Annotated in this window: 16 protein-coding genes and 1 other RNA gene; 2 read left to right on the top strand and 15 right to left on the bottom strand. The window is 39.8% G+C overall.

Annotated features, from left to right (window positions below; all coding sequences use genetic code 11):
- Positions 1-5: 5 nt before the first annotated feature.
- From K1I67_RS07195 to K1I67_RS07130, 14 genes are all read right to left on the bottom strand, one after another.
- Complete coding sequence (locus K1I67_RS07195; RefSeq protein WP_223339416.1) at positions 6-1004, bottom strand: sensor histidine kinase; 999 nt, start codon at positions 1002-1004, stop codon at positions 6-8.
- Positions 1001-1699: a cell wall-active antibiotics response protein LiaF gene (liaF, locus tag K1I67_RS07190; RefSeq protein ID WP_223339415.1), complete on the bottom strand. Its 699-nt coding sequence runs from the start codon at positions 1697-1699 to the stop codon at positions 1001-1003. Before liaF ends, K1I67_RS07195 begins: the two co-directional genes overlap by 4 nt.
- Positions 1700-1793: 94 nt before the next feature.
- Positions 1794-2795, bottom strand: coding sequence for a type 2 isopentenyl-diphosphate Delta-isomerase (gene fni, locus K1I67_RS07185; RefSeq protein ID WP_223339414.1), 1002 nt, complete (start codon positions 2793-2795; stop codon positions 1794-1796).
- Positions 2773-3786: a phosphomevalonate kinase gene (locus K1I67_RS07180; RefSeq protein WP_223339413.1), complete on the bottom strand. Its 1014-nt coding sequence runs from the start codon at positions 3784-3786 to the stop codon at positions 2773-2775. Before K1I67_RS07180 ends, fni begins: the two co-directional genes overlap by 23 nt.
- Positions 3773-4726, bottom strand: coding sequence for a diphosphomevalonate decarboxylase (mvaD, locus tag K1I67_RS07175; RefSeq protein ID WP_223339412.1), 954 nt, complete (start codon positions 4724-4726; stop codon positions 3773-3775). Before mvaD ends, K1I67_RS07180 begins: the two co-directional genes overlap by 14 nt.
- Positions 4708-5586 carry a mevalonate kinase gene (mvk, locus tag K1I67_RS07170; protein ID WP_223339411.1) on the bottom strand — a complete coding sequence of 293 codons (879 nt, stop codon included), beginning with the start codon at positions 5584-5586 and terminating at the stop codon, positions 4708-4710. Before mvk ends, mvaD begins: the two co-directional genes overlap by 19 nt.
- 123 nt (positions 5587-5709) lie before the next feature.
- Positions 5710-6639, bottom strand: a complete 930-nt coding sequence (locus K1I67_RS07165) for an N-acetylmuramoyl-L-alanine amidase family protein (protein WP_223339410.1) — start codon at positions 6637-6639, stop codon at positions 5710-5712.
- A gap of 95 nt (positions 6640-6734) precedes the next feature.
- On the bottom strand, positions 6735-7424 hold the full coding sequence (locus K1I67_RS07160) for a response regulator transcription factor (protein WP_223339409.1): 690 nt from the start codon (positions 7422-7424) through the stop codon (positions 6735-6737).
- A gap of 11 nt (positions 7425-7435) precedes the next feature.
- On the bottom strand, positions 7436-8860 hold the full coding sequence (gene gndA, locus K1I67_RS07155) for an NADP-dependent phosphogluconate dehydrogenase (RefSeq protein WP_003017375.1): 1425 nt from the start codon (positions 8858-8860) through the stop codon (positions 7436-7438).
- Between the two features lie 76 nt (positions 8861-8936).
- Positions 8937-10400, bottom strand: coding sequence for a cell division site-positioning protein MapZ (gene mapZ, locus K1I67_RS07150; protein WP_223339408.1), 1464 nt, complete (start codon positions 10398-10400; stop codon positions 8937-8939).
- A gap of 12 nt (positions 10401-10412) precedes the next feature.
- Positions 10413-11570: a THUMP domain-containing class I SAM-dependent RNA methyltransferase gene (locus tag K1I67_RS07145; RefSeq protein WP_223339407.1), complete on the bottom strand. Its 1158-nt coding sequence runs from the start codon at positions 11568-11570 to the stop codon at positions 10413-10415.
- A gap of 80 nt (positions 11571-11650) precedes the next feature.
- Positions 11651-12031: RNase P RNA component class B (rnpB, locus tag K1I67_RS07140), an RNA gene on the bottom strand.
- Positions 12032-12049: 18 nt separating this feature from the next.
- Complete coding sequence (gpsB, locus tag K1I67_RS07135; RefSeq protein WP_000146538.1) at positions 12050-12379, bottom strand: cell division regulator GpsB; 330 nt, start codon at positions 12377-12379, stop codon at positions 12050-12052.
- A gap of 69 nt (positions 12380-12448) precedes the next feature.
- On the bottom strand, positions 12449-12976 hold the full coding sequence (locus K1I67_RS07130; RefSeq protein WP_049510169.1) for a DUF1273 domain-containing protein: 528 nt from the start codon (positions 12974-12976) through the stop codon (positions 12449-12451).
- Between the two features lie 67 nt (positions 12977-13043).
- On the opposite strand from K1I67_RS07130, the gene recU reads away from it, so the two are divergent.
- Together recU and pbp1a are read left to right on the top strand one after the other, a co-directional pair.
- Positions 13044-13640 (top strand): Holliday junction resolvase RecU, encoded by a 597-nt coding sequence (recU, locus tag K1I67_RS07125; protein ID WP_000248769.1) that lies wholly within the window; start codon positions 13044-13046, stop codon positions 13638-13640.
- Positions 13637-15799 (top strand): penicillin-binding protein PBP1A, encoded by a 2163-nt coding sequence (gene pbp1a / locus K1I67_RS07120; RefSeq protein WP_223339406.1) that lies wholly within the window; start codon positions 13637-13639, stop codon positions 15797-15799. Before recU ends, pbp1a begins: the two co-directional genes overlap by 4 nt.
- A gap of 338 nt (positions 15800-16137) precedes the next feature.
- Here the strand turns inward: pbp1a and K1I67_RS07115 are convergent, their stop codons facing one another.
- Positions 16138-18120, bottom strand: a complete 1983-nt coding sequence (locus K1I67_RS07115; RefSeq protein ID WP_223339405.1) for a peptide ABC transporter substrate-binding protein — start codon at positions 18118-18120, stop codon at positions 16138-16140.
- Positions 18121-18298: the final 178 nt, after the last annotated feature.

The following is an 18298-nucleotide window of genomic DNA, read 5'->3' as shown; positions in this document are numbered from 1 at the left end:
TCCTCTTATCTATCCAAATCAAGCAAGGGAATGCGAATATCCACTGCTAAACCTTGCTTGGGAGCTGTTAGTAATTGTATAGTCCCAGCCATATCTTCCACTCGTTCTTTGATATTTCGCAGACCATAGCTCAGTTCATCAACATCATCCAGCTGAAAACCACGACCATTGTCTGCAACCTTCAACTGTAATTCCGTTTCCGTTTGATAAAGGTAAACATCTAGACATGAAGCTTGTGCATGACGAAGTGTATTACTAATCAATTCTTGTACAATTCGGAAGACATGCTCCTCAATCTTTTTAGGTAGTGCAGTTACCTGATATTTAAAGCTAACTTTGAGCTCACTTTTTTCTTCTAGCTCTTTGAGGAGTAGCTGAATACCCTCCACCAAACTCTTTTGTTCCAGTTCAATAGGACGCAAATGCAAGAGTAGAATACGCAAGTCTCTTTGAGCTGTCTCTAAAATGGCAGTCACACTTTGGAGTTGTGGTTGCATCTTCTCTCTGTCTAATTTGGAAGCTTGTTGACTGAGTCCTGATAAAATCATATGGGCAGCAAAAATTTCTTGACTGACCGTATCATGTAAATCACGCGCGATTCGCTTGCGCTCCTTTTCAATAATCACTTCTTCTTTGACCAAGGCTTGATTGTCTGCTTTTTGAATCGCTTCTGTCAACAAACCGAGCTTTCCTGACAAATTTCTAAAACTTGCGTCTAGGTCAGCATCTCCCAGTCTTTCAATATCTTTGCCAGCTAGGAGACGTTTGAGATTTGCTTGGATTCTTCTCTTTGAAATTTCGTCAACCATTGTCCAGAATAGGACAAACAAAAAGGCCAGGGCAAAACTAAACATCAAAGCCAGAAATACGATTTTTTCTGTCTTTTCTAAATCTTGGAAGAGAGAGCTCCACTCTAAATCCAGAACCTTAAAAATACTTCGAAATAGAAAGGCGACAAAGAGTAATGAAGTGAGACCAATTAAAATATAGGGCTGTTTTTTCATCCTCGCACCACCTCAACATCTCCAACCATGGTTGTCAAAAGAATCTTCACACTCTTAGGACTCTTGAGATAATCCCTGGTTTCTTGATGGAATTGTTCATTGCGTAAAGAACGCTTAGGTTGGTCAAAGAAGGTTAAATCTCCATACAGAGAATTGACACTGAGACTGACCTCCACATCCACTGGTACGATAATTCTAGTCGTACCGACCAGTTTTCTCAAGATGATGACATTATCATGATTGCTTAAAATCACGTGCTCTAGATGAACAGTATCTTTCCCCATGAGACGAAAAAGGTTGATATCATCAAAGCGACAAGTCTGGTAACTTGAAAAATGGTGGAGGTTCCCAAACCAGCGATTTTTCTCCCTCTTCACCGTCACTACTTCTTCAAAAATCAGATTGGTGTCTTCTTTTTCCTGATTCATCATAGGATAGAGCAAGAACAGGCTGTATATCAAGGCCACAAAGATGGCTAAAATGACAAAGGGATTGAGCATGATGATAAAGAAAAATAGGATGCTCACTGCCACTAATATGAAGTTATTCCCCTGTCTTCCAGTATAGTATCGAATCAGCAGTAAAAACAAGAGCAAGATCAGCAGAAAACGGGAAAAATGCTCTGATACCATCATAATCAGAGCTCCTGTCAATAAACAAGCTTCAATAAATAGAAAAATTTGAAATTTTCGCATGTATCCGTCCTCTCCATTTTATTGTATCACAAAACCAAAATGTCACATCAGTCTGAGGAATGATAAAAAGACCGGGACCAAAATCCCGACCTCCTTATAGTTGATCTTTTGCTTCTTTTAATTTTCCATAAAGGAGATAGTCGACCTGCTGCAAATCCTCAATTTTTGCACAATTAAGGGCACACATGATTAGACGTAGGTCTTCCTTCCAGCTTTCAACAATAGTAATAACGACATCCACTGAGTAGTTTTCAACTAACTCTAACATGGTGCGTGATAGGCCAACTGCTTTTGCTCCAAAGACCAGGCATTTGATGATATCTAGTGGATTGCGCACTCCTCCACTTACCAAAAGTTCCATCTTATCTTTCCAGTCTTGGGCATTTAGAAGGGCTTGCATGGTCGATTGCCCCCAATCATTGAGGTAGTCCCGTTGACCGCTACGACGATTTTCGATATAGGCAAAGCTAGTCCCACCACGGCCAGACAAATCAACTGTACGTATCCCCATCTCATATGCCTTAGCAATGGTCTTCACATCCATACCAAAACCGACTTCTTTTAAAACAAGAGGTGCTGAGATTTGATCAGCATAATCTTTCAGATTATTTTGCCACAATCTAAATTGACGCTCGCCTTCTGGCATGAGCAATTCTTGCATGACATTGACATGAACTTGCAGGAGAAGGGGATTCATCTCTTTGACCGTTTGTAATCCTAGTTCAACAGGTTTGTCCAAGCCAATATTGGTTCCAAGAAGGAGGTCAGGATGATTTGACTTCACGGAAAAAGAATCATCTGATGGATCCTTAAGTGCAGCGCTGTAAGAACCTGTCACAAATAAAATCCCACAAGCATCTGCCACCTGAGCCAATTTTTGATTGATTTCTCTTCCCTTGTCACTACCGCCTGTCATGGCGTTTATATAAAAAGGAAAGTCCCATTTGCGATCTGCAAATTCTGTCGAAAGATCAATCTCATCTAAGTCATATAAGGGTAGAGAAGAATGAATCAATTCAACTTCATCAAAACTATTATAAGAACTTTTTTGTTCAAGGGCATAGCGGATGTGCTCATCCTTCCGATTTATCGTCATGTCCTATCCTTTCTTGATACAAGAGCTCAATCCCAAGATCAGCCCAGCGTTTTTTCAGTAATGTGGTCGAATCTTGGTCAAAACTGAGAGCTATCCCACAGTCTCCACCACCAGCACCACTACTTTTTGCGACAACTATTAAGTCTCTGCTTGCATCTTTTAATTGTCTGAGAGAAGGGGTGTAAATATCTGAACTCAAACCTTCTAAAAGTTGGCTGGCTTGTTCTAACAAGGCAATAATGGTTTCTTCTTGACCTGTCTGCAAAGCCTTTACCAAGTTAGCTACTGTTTCTTTTGAAGCCTGCAAGAAGCTAGCGTTCATATTATTCTTGATTTGCTTGACCATATGACTAGACACAGCTACTTCCTTGGTCCAACCAACCAAAAAATCAAAGTCCAAGGCCGGTTCAACACTCCTAATAGAAAAGCCCCAATCACGTGCTAATACAGTTGGCAAGTCTTCCTTTTCTAGCCATTGTGCCACTTTCTCACGATCAAAAGACTGATAGAGGACCAGGTCTTCTGAAACGATACAGGCGATGTCTCCCATAGAGCCATTATCCCCACGTTTGAGAAGGACTGCACTCGCCAGTTTAAACAAGAGGTCTCTTTCAGCTGGCCTTTCATAAAAAGCAAGCATGGCCTTGATAACCAAAACAACGACACTACCACTAGAACCCAGACCAAACTTCTTACCTTCACGCTCCATTTTCCCGCGAATATCTATAGAAAAAGGCTGTAATTCAACTCCTTGGGCAGTCAGATAGTCCTCCACCAAAGTAACTGTTTCTTGGATCAAAGCATAGGAAGAATCTGGGCGCATATCTACACTATAAGTAAACATATCTGAGTAGAGTCGATAAGCATCAGATATTTTAATCTCAGCCGTCATATAGATGGGAATAGCCTTTATTAGCGCCAACTGTCCTGGTTCTAAAATGGCATACTCCCCAGCCCAATAGAGCTTCCCACAAGTTTTAACAATCGTCATCTTGGCTCAAATCCTTTGTTTTTGAAACGATTAAGCGATAGCGTTGACCTAAGAGTTCTGATAGATGTTCCAAGTCTTTTTCTAAACAAAGAACCTTGACATTAGGCCCTGCATCCATGGTAAAGTAGCAAGCTTCTCCTTGTTCTCTAAGCTGACGAACGAAATCCATAGCCTCATAACTAGCATCTGTCAGATAAGAAAAAGGTGGATTTGCAGTTTTTGTCGTAGCATGCATAGCGAGAGCATTTTTCTCTGTTAATTCTCCAACCTTCTCAAAGTCGTTTTCCTTGAGGTAGACCAGCATATCCTTGTAGTCTTGCTCAGACTGACGAATCCACTCATTAAATGTTGTCGAAGTTTCCACACAGAGTTTCATCCCATCTCGACTAGAGATTGGTTTTTTCTGGTCTTCCAAGACCAACATGATCATAGCTAGTTTCAAGTCAGTCTCGACTGGATAAATCTCTCCACTATCCTTGTCCCAAGCTGCCAAAGGTCCATAAAAACTACGAGATGAAGAACCAGATGCGAACTTAGCTTCCAAAGCTAATTCTTTACGATCTAGCCCTAATTGGAAGTAAGCATTGCAGGCTTTTACCAGGGCAGACAAACCACTAGAACTTGAAGAAAGACCTGCTGCTGTCGGCATATTGTTCTTGGTGTCAATACGAACAAAACCTGCTCCTTCAGGACGGTAGCGGTCAATGATTTTACTCATTTTTTTATGTTCAGCTTCATTTTGCAACTGACCATTGATGTAGAAAGCATCCGAGCTTGCATCTGCTGGCAAAGGAGAAAGTGTTGTCTCCGTATACATATTTTCTAAGGTTAGAGAGATACTGCTAGTCGCAGGAACCATCTCTTTTTCTGCTTTCTTACCCCAATATTTGATAATAGCAATATTGGCATAGGAACGTACTGTTACAGGCTTTCGATCCATGTCTGAACAGCTCCTTTCTCTTCTAATCTATCTGCTAGTTCTTGCGCTTGGCTGACATTAGCAACCAAGGCAATGATACAGCCACCTAGACCACCACCACTCATCTTGGCACCTAGAGCACCATGTTCAATGGCAGTTTCAACCAAGGCATCTGCCTCAGGGCTACTAACTCCGATTTCTTTTAGATTTCCATGAGCTTTGGTTAGAATTTCTCCTAGCTTCATGGTATCTTTTGTTTGAATAGCTTTTTCTGCTTCTTGGGTCAACTCTCCTAGTGCATGCAAGAAAGGTAAGGCATCCTTGCCCTTGCTCTGTACGACTTGGATAGCTTCACGAGTATGTCCATAAACTCCAGTATCTGCAATGACCAGATAAGCTGACAAATCCATTGTTAATTCTTCAAAACCAACATTCTTGATAAAACGAATAGGCTGGTCACTTAGGCAAGTTTTAGCATCTAAACCACTAGGATTCATATGGGCAATCATCTCCGCCCGATTGACCAAAATTTCTAACACATCATGTGGAAGTTCTGCTTGGTAATAATCAAATACCGCTCGAATGGCCGCAATACTGATAGCTGCTGAAGAACCCATCCCACGTTTTTCAGGAATAGCCGAGTCAATTTGACAACGGATGCAAGCATCCTGGATATTTAAATACTCGAGAGAAGCATAAACTGCCATGGACAAGGTATCCTCTTCAAAAAGACGCCATGGTGTATCTGCTGGAACCACCCGACAAGTCACCTCTACCTCTAAAAGAGGTAAAGAGATGGCTGGGTAGCCATAAACCACTGCATGCTCTCCTATTAAAATAATTTTACTATGTGCCTGACCGACACCAACTTCTTTTGTCATTTAATCCTACTATCAGATGAAAATCATCTGTTTCTAGATAAAATTTTAGAACTTTATTCCTTTCTATTTTATTATATTTTCACAAAAAAAGCGATTGTTTCCTTTCACAATCGCTTGTTTTCATTACTGTACCCACTCGCCATTATAGTTGACCTGGTAGCCACCTACTGTGGTATTTACAGCTAGGGCACCTGAACTATAAGCATAGTACCATTTACCATTAGCTTGGAACCAACCTGTCACCATAGCTCCTGACGAACGGAGGTAATACCAAGTATTATCGACATAAATCCAGCCAGTTTTCATATCACCATTTTGAGTATCTAAATAATACCAAGTTGAACCATCTAGATACCAACCGGTCGCCATAGCACCTGATGAACGGAGATAGTACCACTTGTTACCAAGATACTGCCAACCAGTTTGCATTGCAGCAGTTGTTGGATTGAGATAGTACCAAGTCGAATTGTCGTTAATCCAACCAGAACGTCTCTCACCACCAAGATTCTTATTCCCAGAATTTCCTGTTTTTGCTAGGTAATACCAGTTAGACTGATCGTAAAGCCAACCTGTTTTTAATGAATGATCTTGATCAAAGTAGTAGTATGCTAATTTAAGAACTTCTGGACCTTCCCAGCCTTCACCATGTTTTTTCCCAACGGTTAAGGAATCTTTTACCTCTAATTGTTGCCAGCCAACAAATTCTTGTAGTACGCCATCTTGGTTAAAGTAATACCATTGTGGCATTGGCATAGATTCTAATCTTAAACCATTTGGGTAAGGACCAATTGTACTACCTTTAGATGGAAACGGGATATATTGCCAGCCGACAACCATTTCTCCTGATACATGATCAAAATAATAGTACTTCCCATCTATCACTCGCCAGGCCTTTTCTTTGATATCACCCTTCTTGTAGTAGGTTCTACCATTTTCTTGAACAAATTTCCAGCCTTCTGAATCAGCATCATCCGCAAATACTGTACTTGTTGCTAACAGACTTACGAAAAATACTGCAAGCCCAACTTGTATCATTTTTTTCAAAAATTTCATTCTTGTTTCCTCCAAAATGATTGTAGCAAAAATCAAATCATATGTCAACATTTCAACGACTCAAAAAAAGCAGTTACAAAACTGCAACTGCTTTTCTATTCTTGCATGGTGTAACCAACACCACGCACGGTTTTAATATAGCTCTTTTGACCTTTTACGTCAAGTTTGCTACGTAGATAACGGATATAAACGTCCACTATATTGGTTTCGGTCGCACTTTCATACTTCCAAACACTTTCCAGCAATTGTTCACGAGTCAAAACCTTCTTGCTTCCCATAAGGGTAGCTAAGAGGTCATATTCACGACGAGTGAGAGCAATCATTTCATCGCCACGATATACTGTATGGTGTTCAACATCCATACGCAGATTACGATAAGCTGTCGGAACTTTCATCCGACTACAGTGTTGGTCGATGAAATCTCGACCTCGGAAGATAGCTGAAATACGACTGACCAAATCATCAATAATGATAGGTTTATAGATATATGAAACAGCGAAACGCTGGATTGTTTCAAGTTGGTCTTGCAATTCTTCTCGATGGTCCAAGATCATGATCACCGCAGCTGGCTTGGTTCGACTCAACTTATCTGCAAAATCCTGGGCTGTCATATCCCCTAGATGAGCATTCAGTAAAATCAAGTCATAGTCTGTCTGAAGAGCGATGGAGAGGGCTTTTTGTCCCTCTTCTACCTGATCAACTCGGTATTGCTCTTTTTGGAGTTCCAGACTTAAAAAATGAGCTAGATTTCTTTCTTTCTCAAGTAATAAAATCCGTTTCCCCATGGCTGACCTACTTATTTTTCGTCATACCAAGAGTAGTGGAAAGTTCCTTCTTTGTCTTTACGTTGGTAAGTGTGGGCACCAAAGTAGTCACGTTGTGCTTGGATCAAATTAGCTGGAAGATCAGCTGAACGGTAGCTATCAAAGTAAGTAATAGCTGCTGAGAATGTTGGTACTGGTACTCCAGCTTGAACAGCAAGAGCTACAATATCACGAACAGATTGTTGGTACTTAGCAGTTACGTCCAAGAAGTACTCATCCAAAAGAAGGTTAGCAAGATCTGCATCACGGTTGTATGCATCTGTGATCTTTTGCAAGAAACGTGAACGGATGATACATCCATCACGCCAGATAGATGCGATGTCCGCAAATGGCAAGTTCCAGTTGTTTTCTTTAGAAGCTACACGCAATTGAGCAAAACCTTGTGCGTATGAGATGATTTTTGAGAAGTAAAGGGCTTGGCGGATTTTTTCAATCAACTCAGCCTTATCTCCTTCAAATTTGAAAGCAGCTGGTTTTGGAAGCACCTTGCTAGCATGTACACGCTCTTCTTTGTAAGTAGAGATGTAACGAGCAAATACTGACTCAGTAATGAGTGACAATGGCACACCAAGGTCAAGCGCTGATTGGCTAGTCCATTTACCAGTTCCCTTGTTACCTGCAGCATCAAGGATGTAGTCTACGATTGGTCCATCTTGGCCTTCATCGTCTTTACGGCCCAAGATATCAGCTGTGATTTCGATCAAGTAGCTGTCCAATTCACCCTTGTTCCACTCAGTAAAGATTTCAGCCATATCTTCTGCAGAAAGACCAAGCAAGTGTTGCATAAGATCGTAGCTTTCTGCGATCAATTGCATATCACCGTACTCGATACCATTGTGGACCATTTTCACATAGTGACCAGCTCCATCAGGACCGATGTATGTCACACATGGTTTTCCATCTTCTGGTGCTTTAGCTGAGATTTCTTCAAGAACATCAGCCACCAAGTCGTAAGCTTCTTTTTGTCCACCAGGCATGATAGAAGGACCTTCAAGGGCACCTTTTTCACCACCAGATACACCAGTACCGATAAAGTTGATACCTGAGTTTGCCAATTCTTCATTACGACGGATGGTATCTTTATAGAAAGTGTTTCCTCCGTCGATCAAAATATCACCTTTATCCAAGTGTGGAAGAAGGGCTTGAATCGTCGCATCTGTACCAGGTCCTGCTTGAACCATAAGCATGATACGACGTGGTTTTTCAATTGAATTTACGAAGCTTTCGATATCATAGCTTGGCACGAAGTTTTTATCAGGGTGGCAAGCAATCACATCTTCAGTTTTTTCTTTACTACGGTTATAAATAGCAACTGTATAACCACGGGATTCAATATTAAGGGCAAGGTTACGACCCATTACGGCCATACCAACAACACCAAAGTTAGCTTTTGTCATGTGACACTCCTCTTGTTTAATATGTTTTATTTTATCATGTTTATCTGTGAAAAGAAAGAATTTTGTAACAATTTGACTAGTAGTCTAAATCATCCGCATGTCCAGAACCATTCCCTACAAAGTAACCTGTCTTACAATTAAGGGTAAAGAGATAGGTACCATCTGGTTTATAAAGATTATAGTAGCCGTTACCATTAACAATATTCACAGGTTCCAAAATATATTGGTTGCCTGTAATGTAGCCACGCGCACGCGAAGTCTCAAGAATTCGTTCAAGGACACCATCTGCAAAAGTCCAAGCAGGATTACTACTATCACTAACAGCAGCTTGATTGTAAGGTACTCGACTGACACTTCTTTGTAGGTTCACACCATTGCTTGCTAGTCCACTATTAAGGATATTATTTGCTGAGGCTGTTTCACCCGCTGAAGTTGATGCATTAGCAGAGCTGCTAGCATTGCTTTCAGTTGCTGAGTTTGACTCTGTTTGATTTGATGAACTTGATTGACTACTGCTAGAGCTTGTAGAACTTGAAAGTTGACTCTTACCGAGACTAATAGCCTTATCTAGCAGTTTATCAATTTCAGTATTCCCAGTCTTAACTTCGGTAAATTTAGCATCTGCCTTAATCTTAGCATTCGTATCTAAGACACCATCAGTGATAGCTGGGGTTTCAAATTGAGCATTAACATCTTGTACTGCCTTGATTTGTGTTTCAAGGCTATCATATTTTGATTTTGCAAGAGTATGTTCTTTAGCACCCTCAAGTTTATCTAATAGCTCTTTGAGCTGACTCAATTGACTAAACTGACTATTTTTTAGGGCAGTTTTATTCTCATCAGTATAAAAAGTGTCATAGAGACTGTTAAATTGATCGAGTATTGCTTGATTGCTTACTAAACCTGCATCAGATGACTGAGACTGAATTTCTTGGGAAGAACGCGTAATTTGACGATAAACGTAGTAGCTACCCCCAATAATCAAGACAATAATCGCTAAAAGAGCTGACAAGATAACCCACAGTTTTTTGCGTCGTGGCTCATCCTCTTCTTGAAGAGAGCGAGCTAGAATTGGGGTTTCTTCTTGTAAAGTTTCCTCATTTTCTACCTGTTCTGATTCAAATACTTCCTCTACAAGATTTTTATCCATAACTAAAGTTTCTTCTAGTGGCGAAAGGAGAACTTCTTCAGTTGCTACTCCCTCTTCTTCAGCAAACTTTTCTGATTCAGAGACTTCTTCTACTGGTTCCACCTCTTCTTCAATCGTTTCTTTAGCATCTTGGATCAAATCATCTAGACTTTGAAGTTCCTCTTTCTTCGCCTGAATGTTTGTAAATTTATCAGCTTCGATTTCTTCACGGTGTTGTTTAATATATTTGTCCAAAATCGTATCATCAGGAGTTACACCTGCTTCGATTTCTTCATTTTTTCGAATAACTTGTCCAACTGTCAAATCCTTAGCTTCCTCAAAGTCAAACTGAGGTTCTTGGGAGATTTTCTCCGGTTCTAACAATTCTTCTTTTTTATCCTTCGGATCCATGGCAGCTCCTTTCTAATCTGTCAAATTTCTTTTGACACGTTGACCAAAGTATTGATATAGATCAACTTTCAAAGTACCATTATAGAGTTTTCGTTTTTTGTCTGCCTGACTACCATATTTGCTTTCAAAGGCTTCATCACTAGTCAGAATAAACTTACTCCAAGTCTTGAGAGGTTCAAAAACCTCACCCATTTCAACATAAAGCTTTGTTACTCCTGCATCATCTGACAGGCGTTCACCATAAGGCGGGTTAGAGATAATGACTCCATTAATCTTGTCCGTACGTAAATCCTGTACGCGCATCTGTTTAAAGAGAATATCTCCAGATACTCCCGCCGCCTGCGCATTGGCTTTGGCAATTTCCACCATACGTCCGTCGATATCACAACCCATAATGTCCAGTTCAATCTCTCGATCTATCTGCTTACTAGCTTCAGTTCTAACTTCTTGAATCAAACGATCACTGACCCAGTTCCATTCTTCAAAAGCAAAGGAACGACGCAAACCAGGAGCCATCTTGCGTGCAATCATAGCCGCCTCGATACAGAAGGTTCCTGAACCACAGGTTGGATCAATCAAGGGCTTATCAGGATACCAGTTTGACAATTGCAAAATTGCAGCAGCCATATTTTCTTTGATCGGAGCTCCACCCTTTTCAGTACGGTAACCACGTTTAAAGAGACTTGATCCGGTCGTATCAATCATAACAGTCGCTACATCTTTCAAAATGGAAACTTCAATCTTGAACTCTGGGCCATTCTCCATCAGGGGAACACCTTCTGGTCGTGCATAGTGTTTTTGTAGTTTCTTAACAACTGCCTTCTTAGAAATTGCCTGCACACTTGGCTCATTGTGTAATTTTGACTTGACACACTTAGCCTTGGCAATTGGGAAACGGGCTCCAAGTGGGAGATAGTTCTCCCAATCTAGAGCAAAAACACCTTGGAAGAGCTCTTCAAATGTTTTTGCAGGAAAAGTTCCCACAACAATTTTGATTCTATCCGCAGCTCTTAGCCACAGGTTCGTTTGGATAATCGCTTTAACATCACCTTGAAAACGAACTCGCCCATTTTCAACTTGACAATCATAACCCAAATCTCTTACTTCACGTCCAACTACAGCTTCCAAACCCGCCGCAGCAGTCGCAATTAAATTAAATGTTGTTTTCATTTCAGTCTTTTATAGACCTTTCTTTATTCACTTTAAAAAATGAGGTTGAGAATATTCTCAGCCCCAACCTATATGCAATTTTCTATAAGCCATGTTTTGTTCCAGAAGTGACTAGGACCACTTCCTTCGATAATCATCTGTCTACCACTAGCAGCTCTAGCTGCTAGCAGTCAGAGTACTACGTTCGTTTCCGCGCACTCCATGCCCCGACCAAAATTTGGGTTGCTAGCTTGAGGGGTTTACCGCGTTCCACTCTCTCTGTTTCCAGAGAGACTCCGTCACTGTGGCACTTTCAAGTCTACTCTGACATATCCTAAGACTTAGCCATTTCAACTGCCGTAACGATTTCTCGTCCCTAGGCTTATGGTTTCGCCTAGCACAAACACTACAGGCATCACAGCCTGTGCTAGCATGGACTTTCCTCATGAAAAGAAACTCTCTTCACGCGATTATCCAAAAATTGCACAACAGAAGTATTCTTAGAAATCAGAATTATCCATGATTTGTTTGCCAAATACTTCTTTTTCAAGACGATTCAAACGTTTCAAAATATCAAAGTTTGTCATAGAAGTTGTACTTCCAAGCTCTGCTGGTTCAGAAGCTACTGGAGTCACTTGAGGTTTTTTCGCCAATTCCTCTTTCAACTCTGCAATTTCTAAACGGAGTGACTTTACTAATGCTGCATAAGTTTCATAATCCTTGATGACGTCATCCAAGAATTCATCAACCTCTGCTTTACTATATCCACGTACTTCTCTTCCAAAATCCTGCTCAAAAATATCTTTTGCTGTAAAAATAATACTTGCCATGTCTCTCTCCATTCTCAGTTGCTAGTATTATTATATAAAAAAAGGCAAACAAAAAGCAAGGTCAAAGGCTCAATTTTCGGAAAAATTTTCAGCTACTTCGTTTAATTCCTCAAATGTTAATCTTTTTGTAATATAGTTGTCTTTCTTTTTCATCAGTTCGTAAAAATACTTCAGTTTTGTTTCATTTTCTTCATCATAAAAAAGATAGGCTCCATCTGTATTTTCAAGTAAGAAAAGTTGATAATCTCGTAATTGACCCTTGTGTTCATAGTTCGGATAGGCGTATTTAACAAAATCAACTTGTTTAAATTCACTAAGTTTAACCCGATTCCCCTCATTCCAGTTTTCCCCATGAGTCTCAAAATCAAAGATAGTCGCAAGTTGGAAACCAAAGTCATCTTTCATATCTCTGGCCACCTCCAAAACCCAGTATTCAAATCCCAGAGTTCCCGTAAACACCAACCATTTCAACCCTTCGTCAGCCATTTTTTCCAAATCTCTACGAATGGCTTTTTTAATAATTTTTAAACGAATATCTTTGTCATTAAACAATCCTAAATCAAAGCTAGAATAGCCTAAAACCAAGGCAGTATGCATTTTTTCACCCTTTCTGTTCACTTTTATGGTATAATAGAGTGATGTTATTGTACCAATAAGGAGAATTATGGTCAACTATCCTCATAAACTTTCATCGAAAAAAAAACAACAAGTCACCTCACAAACTAAAAATTTCGCAAATCGTGGGATGACCTTTGAGAAGATGATCAATGCTACAAACGATTATTATCTGACACACGGTTTAGCTGTTATCCATAAGAAACCAACTCCCGTTCAGATTGTCCGCGTAGACTATCCTCAGCGTAGTCGTGCTAAGATTGTTGAAGCTTATTTTAGACAAGCATCGACTACCGATTATTCTGGAGTTTATGAAGGGTTTTACATCGATTTCGAAGCCAAGGAAACCAAGCAAAAACATGCGATTCCGATGAAGAACTTCCATCCTCATCAGATTCGGCATATGGAACAAGTCCTTGAACAAAAAGGAATTTGCTTTGTCCTTCTTCATTTTTCTTCTTATCAAGAAACGTATTTATTGCCGGCACTTGACCTCATCCGTTTTTATCATCAGGATATGGGTAAAAAGTCAATGCCGCTTGACTATATCAAAGAATTCGGTTATGTGATTGAGCAGTCTGCTTTTCCACAAATTCCTTACCTTGATACAGTCAAACAACATTTACTAGGTGGTAAAACAATATGAACAAACAAACTATCTTACGCATCGCTAAATACCTCGGCATTGGTGTGATTAGCTTATTTATCGCAGCTTTCCTGGTTGGTGGTGGTGTCTTTCTTTACTATGCAAATAAGGCTCCTGAACTTTCCGAGAGCAAACTTGTTGCAACTACATCAAGTAAAATTTATGATAGCAAAAATGAACTAATCGCAGATTTAGGTGCTGAACGTCGTGTCAATGCTCAAAGTAGTGACATTCCTACCGATCTTGTCAATGCGATTGTCTCTATCGAGGATCACCGTTTCTTTAACCATAGAGGAATTGATAGCATTCGTATAGCAGGAGCTTTCCTTCGTAACCTTCGAAGCAATAGCGGTCTTCAAGGTGGATCGACTTTGACTCAGCAGTTGATAAAATTGACCTACTTCTCAACATCAACAGCTGATCAAACCCTATCCCGTAAAGTTCAAGAGGCTTGGTTAGCTATCCAGCTAGAGCGAACTGCAACTAAACAAGAATTATTGACCTATTACGTCAATAAGGTCTACATGTCAAATGGTAACTATGGTATGCAGACTGCTGCAGAGAACTACTATGGTAAGGATCTCAAAGATTTGTCCATTCCACAGCTAGCACTCTTAGCAGGTATGCCACAGGCTCCAAACCAGTACGATCCTTATTCTCATCCTGAAGCTGCCCTTGAAAGACGAAACCTCGTTTTGTCAGAAATGCAAAGGCAAGGATACCTTACAGCCGAACAATATGAAACAGCCATCAATACTCCAATCACAGATGGACTTCAAAGTCTAAAATCTCTTAATAGCTATCCACAGTACATGGATAACTATCTTAAAGAGGTTATTGATCAAGTAGAACAAGAGACAGGTTATAATCTATTAACAACAGGTATGGAAGTCTATACAAACGTCGACCAAGAGGTACAAAAACACCTTTGGGACGTCTATAACACTGATCAATACGTAAACTATCCTGATGATGATATCCAAGCAGCTTCTACTATCGTTGATGTATCAAATGGTAAAGTTATTGCCCAACTCGGATCTCGTCACCAAGCTAGCAATGTATCCTTTGGTACTAACCAAGCAGTGGAAACAAACCGTGACTGGGGTTCAACTATGAAACCAATTACGGACTATGCACCTGCACTTGAGTACGATATCTATGACTCAACTGCTTATATGCTTAAGGATGTACCATATAACTTCCCAGGTACTAGCACTCCAGTCTACAACTGGGATCGTGGCTATTATGGTAACATCACTCTTCAAACTGCTATCCAACAATCTCGTAACGTACCAGCAGTCGAAACTCTCGATAGAGTTGGACTTGATAAAGCCAAAAAATTCTTAAATGGACTTGGCATTGATTATCCAACCATGGTATATGCAAACGCAATTTCAAGTAATACGACTGAATCAGGTAAACAGTACGGTGCAAGTAGTGAAAAAATGGCTGCTGCCTATGCTGCATTTGCTAACGGTGGTATCTATCACAAACCAATGTATATCAATAAAGTTGTCTTTAGCGACGGTAGTTCAAAAGAGTTTTCTGATCAAGGTACTCGTGCTATGAAAGAAACAACCGCCTATATGATGACAGAAATGATGAAAACAGTATTATACTCTGGTACAGGTCGAGACGCTTATATTTCATGGCTTCCACAAGCAGGTAAAACTGGTACATCAAACTACACTGATGAAGAGATAGAAAACCACATTAAAACAAGTCAATTTGTTGCTCCGGATGAAATGTTTGTTGGTTATACCCGTAAATATTCAATGGCAGTCTGGACTGGTTACTCAAACCGCCTTACTCCAATCGTTGGTGATGGCTTTACAGTTGCCACTAGTATCTATCGTTCTATGATGCAGTATCTAGCAGAGGACGATCATCCTGGTGACTGGAAAATGCCAGAAGGACTTTATAGAAGCGGTGACTACGTCTTCAAGAATGGGGCACGTAGCAACTGGATTCCACAATCAACTCAAGCAAGTTCGACAACAGAGAGCTCTAGCTCAAGTTCAACTTCAACAACTGAAAGTGAAAGCTCTTCAAACGAAAATACGAATGGTACTACTAATCCAAATGCAACGCAACCAAACTCATCTGCAAATTCTCAACAACAAAACCAACCTCAACAAAATCCACGAAGACAGCAATAAAATATAGAAAAAACTGAGAATAACACCTCAGTTTTTTCTATATAGTTTCTATCAAACTTTTTAAAAATAGGAAGAGAAACAACTGAACAAACTAAAAACTGTCAAAGTTATCTCAATCGCAACCTTATCCTAAACACAAGTTAAATAGTCGGGAAAACTGTTTAAAATTATAGATAAAAGTTACCTTGTGTTTATGTAGTTTATCTATGAACTGGGGCGTGACTTAGAAAGTCTGTTCTACTACTTCAATGCAGTGCTTGAACCAATAACCAAAATGTCAAACTGATGTCTCAGGAATGATATCAAAAGGCCAGACTTTTTGTCCGGCCTCTTTTTTCTTATTTGACATGATTTGCAAGATCTTCTTGCGCTTTTTTATTAGATTCTTCTTTTTCTTTCTTCCATTTATCTTGAGCTTTTTGATAATCATCAGCAGCTACTGGTTTATCTTGAAGTTCAAGGTATTTGTACAAGAGGGCTTCACTTGTTCCCTTGTTACCTGAGTAAGCAAATGGAAGTGTGAATGGTACCATCTTAGACAACATTGGACGTCCAGTTTGAGAAGTCGTTGGAATAATCAATGCACTATCTGTCAACCAAGCTTGGGCTGCAGCATATTTATCATAACGTTTTGAAACGTCAGTGTCTTCATTTCCAGCTTCAACAACCATCTTTTCGTAATCTTCTAAACCAACTTGTTTAGCAGCTGCATTGTTTGTGCCCGAATCAAATCCTAGGTAAGTCTTAGTATTTTCACCTACTGATGGTTTGATGATATCAAGGTATGTAGATGGGTCGATGTAGTCTGGAGACCAACCAACGTTATCTGAAAGGTCCCAATCTTCACCGGCAGCCGTTTCAGCAAAGTAAGTAACATTGAGGACTTCATCTTTTTGTAGTTGTTGGATATCAATAACGACATTGTCAGTTCCTAATGTTGCTTCAAGCGATTGTTTCAATGATTGAACACGTTGAACTTTTGTAGTATTGGTTTGGTCAACAGGCATATCCAAGTGGATTGGGAATTGAACACCTTCCGCTTGGAGAGCTGTCTTAGCCTTAGCAAATTCTGCTTTTGCTTTTTCAGGATTGTAAAGACCGTCTTGAGCATCGTCTAGATTAACATCTTTCCACTCATCACCATAGGTCACTAATTTTTCCTTAACTAACTCTCCAAAGTTTTTACCATCTGCTTGAACAAATGTTGGTGGTACGAACAAGTTACGAAGGAGTTTGCTTGCTCCACTTTCTCCATTAACTTGAGAAGCATATGCTGTTCTATCGAAACCGAAGGCAATAGCTTGACGGAAGTCTTTGTTAAGAAGAGCTTTCTTAGTTGAAGTCTTTTGCTCGTCTGTAGTCTTAGAAGTATATTTGTAAGACTGACGGTCAATATTTGTACCAACTAAGAAGGTTGAAGAATCTTGTGGTGTATAAACGATATTGTCTTTAAACTCTTTTTCAAGTTCAGAGTAGCTTCCACTTGTTGGGAAGAGACGAGCCATTGAGAAACCACCATCTTTAAAGGTTTCTGCAAGTTTGTTATTGTCTTGACCATCCCAGAATGATAGTTTTACTTTATCAATATGAACATTGTCCTTATCCCAGTAGTTTGGATTCTTTTCAAATTCTACTGAAGATTTTGCTACTAATGATTTCAACAAGAAAGGACCATTATAAAGGATACTGCTTGGATCAGTTGCTTTGGCAAAGTCACTTCCTTTAGAAGTAAGGAATTCTTCATTGACTGGTGCAAGAATACCCATGGTTGTCTTAGAGTTCCAGAAGCTTTCTGGTTTGTTCAAAGTGTATTGAACTGTTTGATCATCTACAGCCTTGATTCCAACTTCTGAGAAGTCTTTAACTTCACCTTTTACATAAGCATCAAGACCTTTAATAGATTCTTGAACAAGATAAAGGGCTTCTGACTTATTATCAGCTGCATATTTAAGACCTGTTACAAAATCTTGGGCTTTCACTGGCGCATATTCTTCACCCTCAGAAGTGTACCACTTAGCATCTTTACGGATTGTATAAGTGTAAGTCAAACCGTCTTTAGAAACTGACCAGTCCTCTGCCAAAGATGGCACGAAGTTCCCATAACGGTCATTTTCCATCAAACCATCAACGACATTACTTGTGATATTAGCAACCGCAGCCTTACCTGTTGTCAGATAGTTGAGGCTATCTGGGTCTGTTTCATAAACATAAGAAAAAGTTTTCTCACCTTTTGCACTGGATCCTGAACCTGAGCAAGCTGCCAAAACACCTGATGCTAACAGCGTTACTCCTGCTAGGGACATTACTTTTGAAAATTTCATTATAAACTCCTTTTTGACTTTTTATTCATTATAGTCCCTTTTCAGCCAAGTGTCAATATAATTTTCAGAATTTTTTCAATTGATTTGAAAATATTTTCTTCCGCCCTGTTGTAAAATGAAGTGCAACACAAAAGACATGTTCATCTGATATACTAGAGTTGCAAAAAACAGTATAGAG

It is taken from the genome of Streptococcus infantis (genome assembly GCF_019929575.1).
Taxonomy (GTDB): domain Bacteria; phylum Bacillota; class Bacilli; order Lactobacillales; family Streptococcaceae; genus Streptococcus; species Streptococcus infantis_L.
This window is presented reverse-complemented; position numbering and strand designations above follow the sequence as displayed.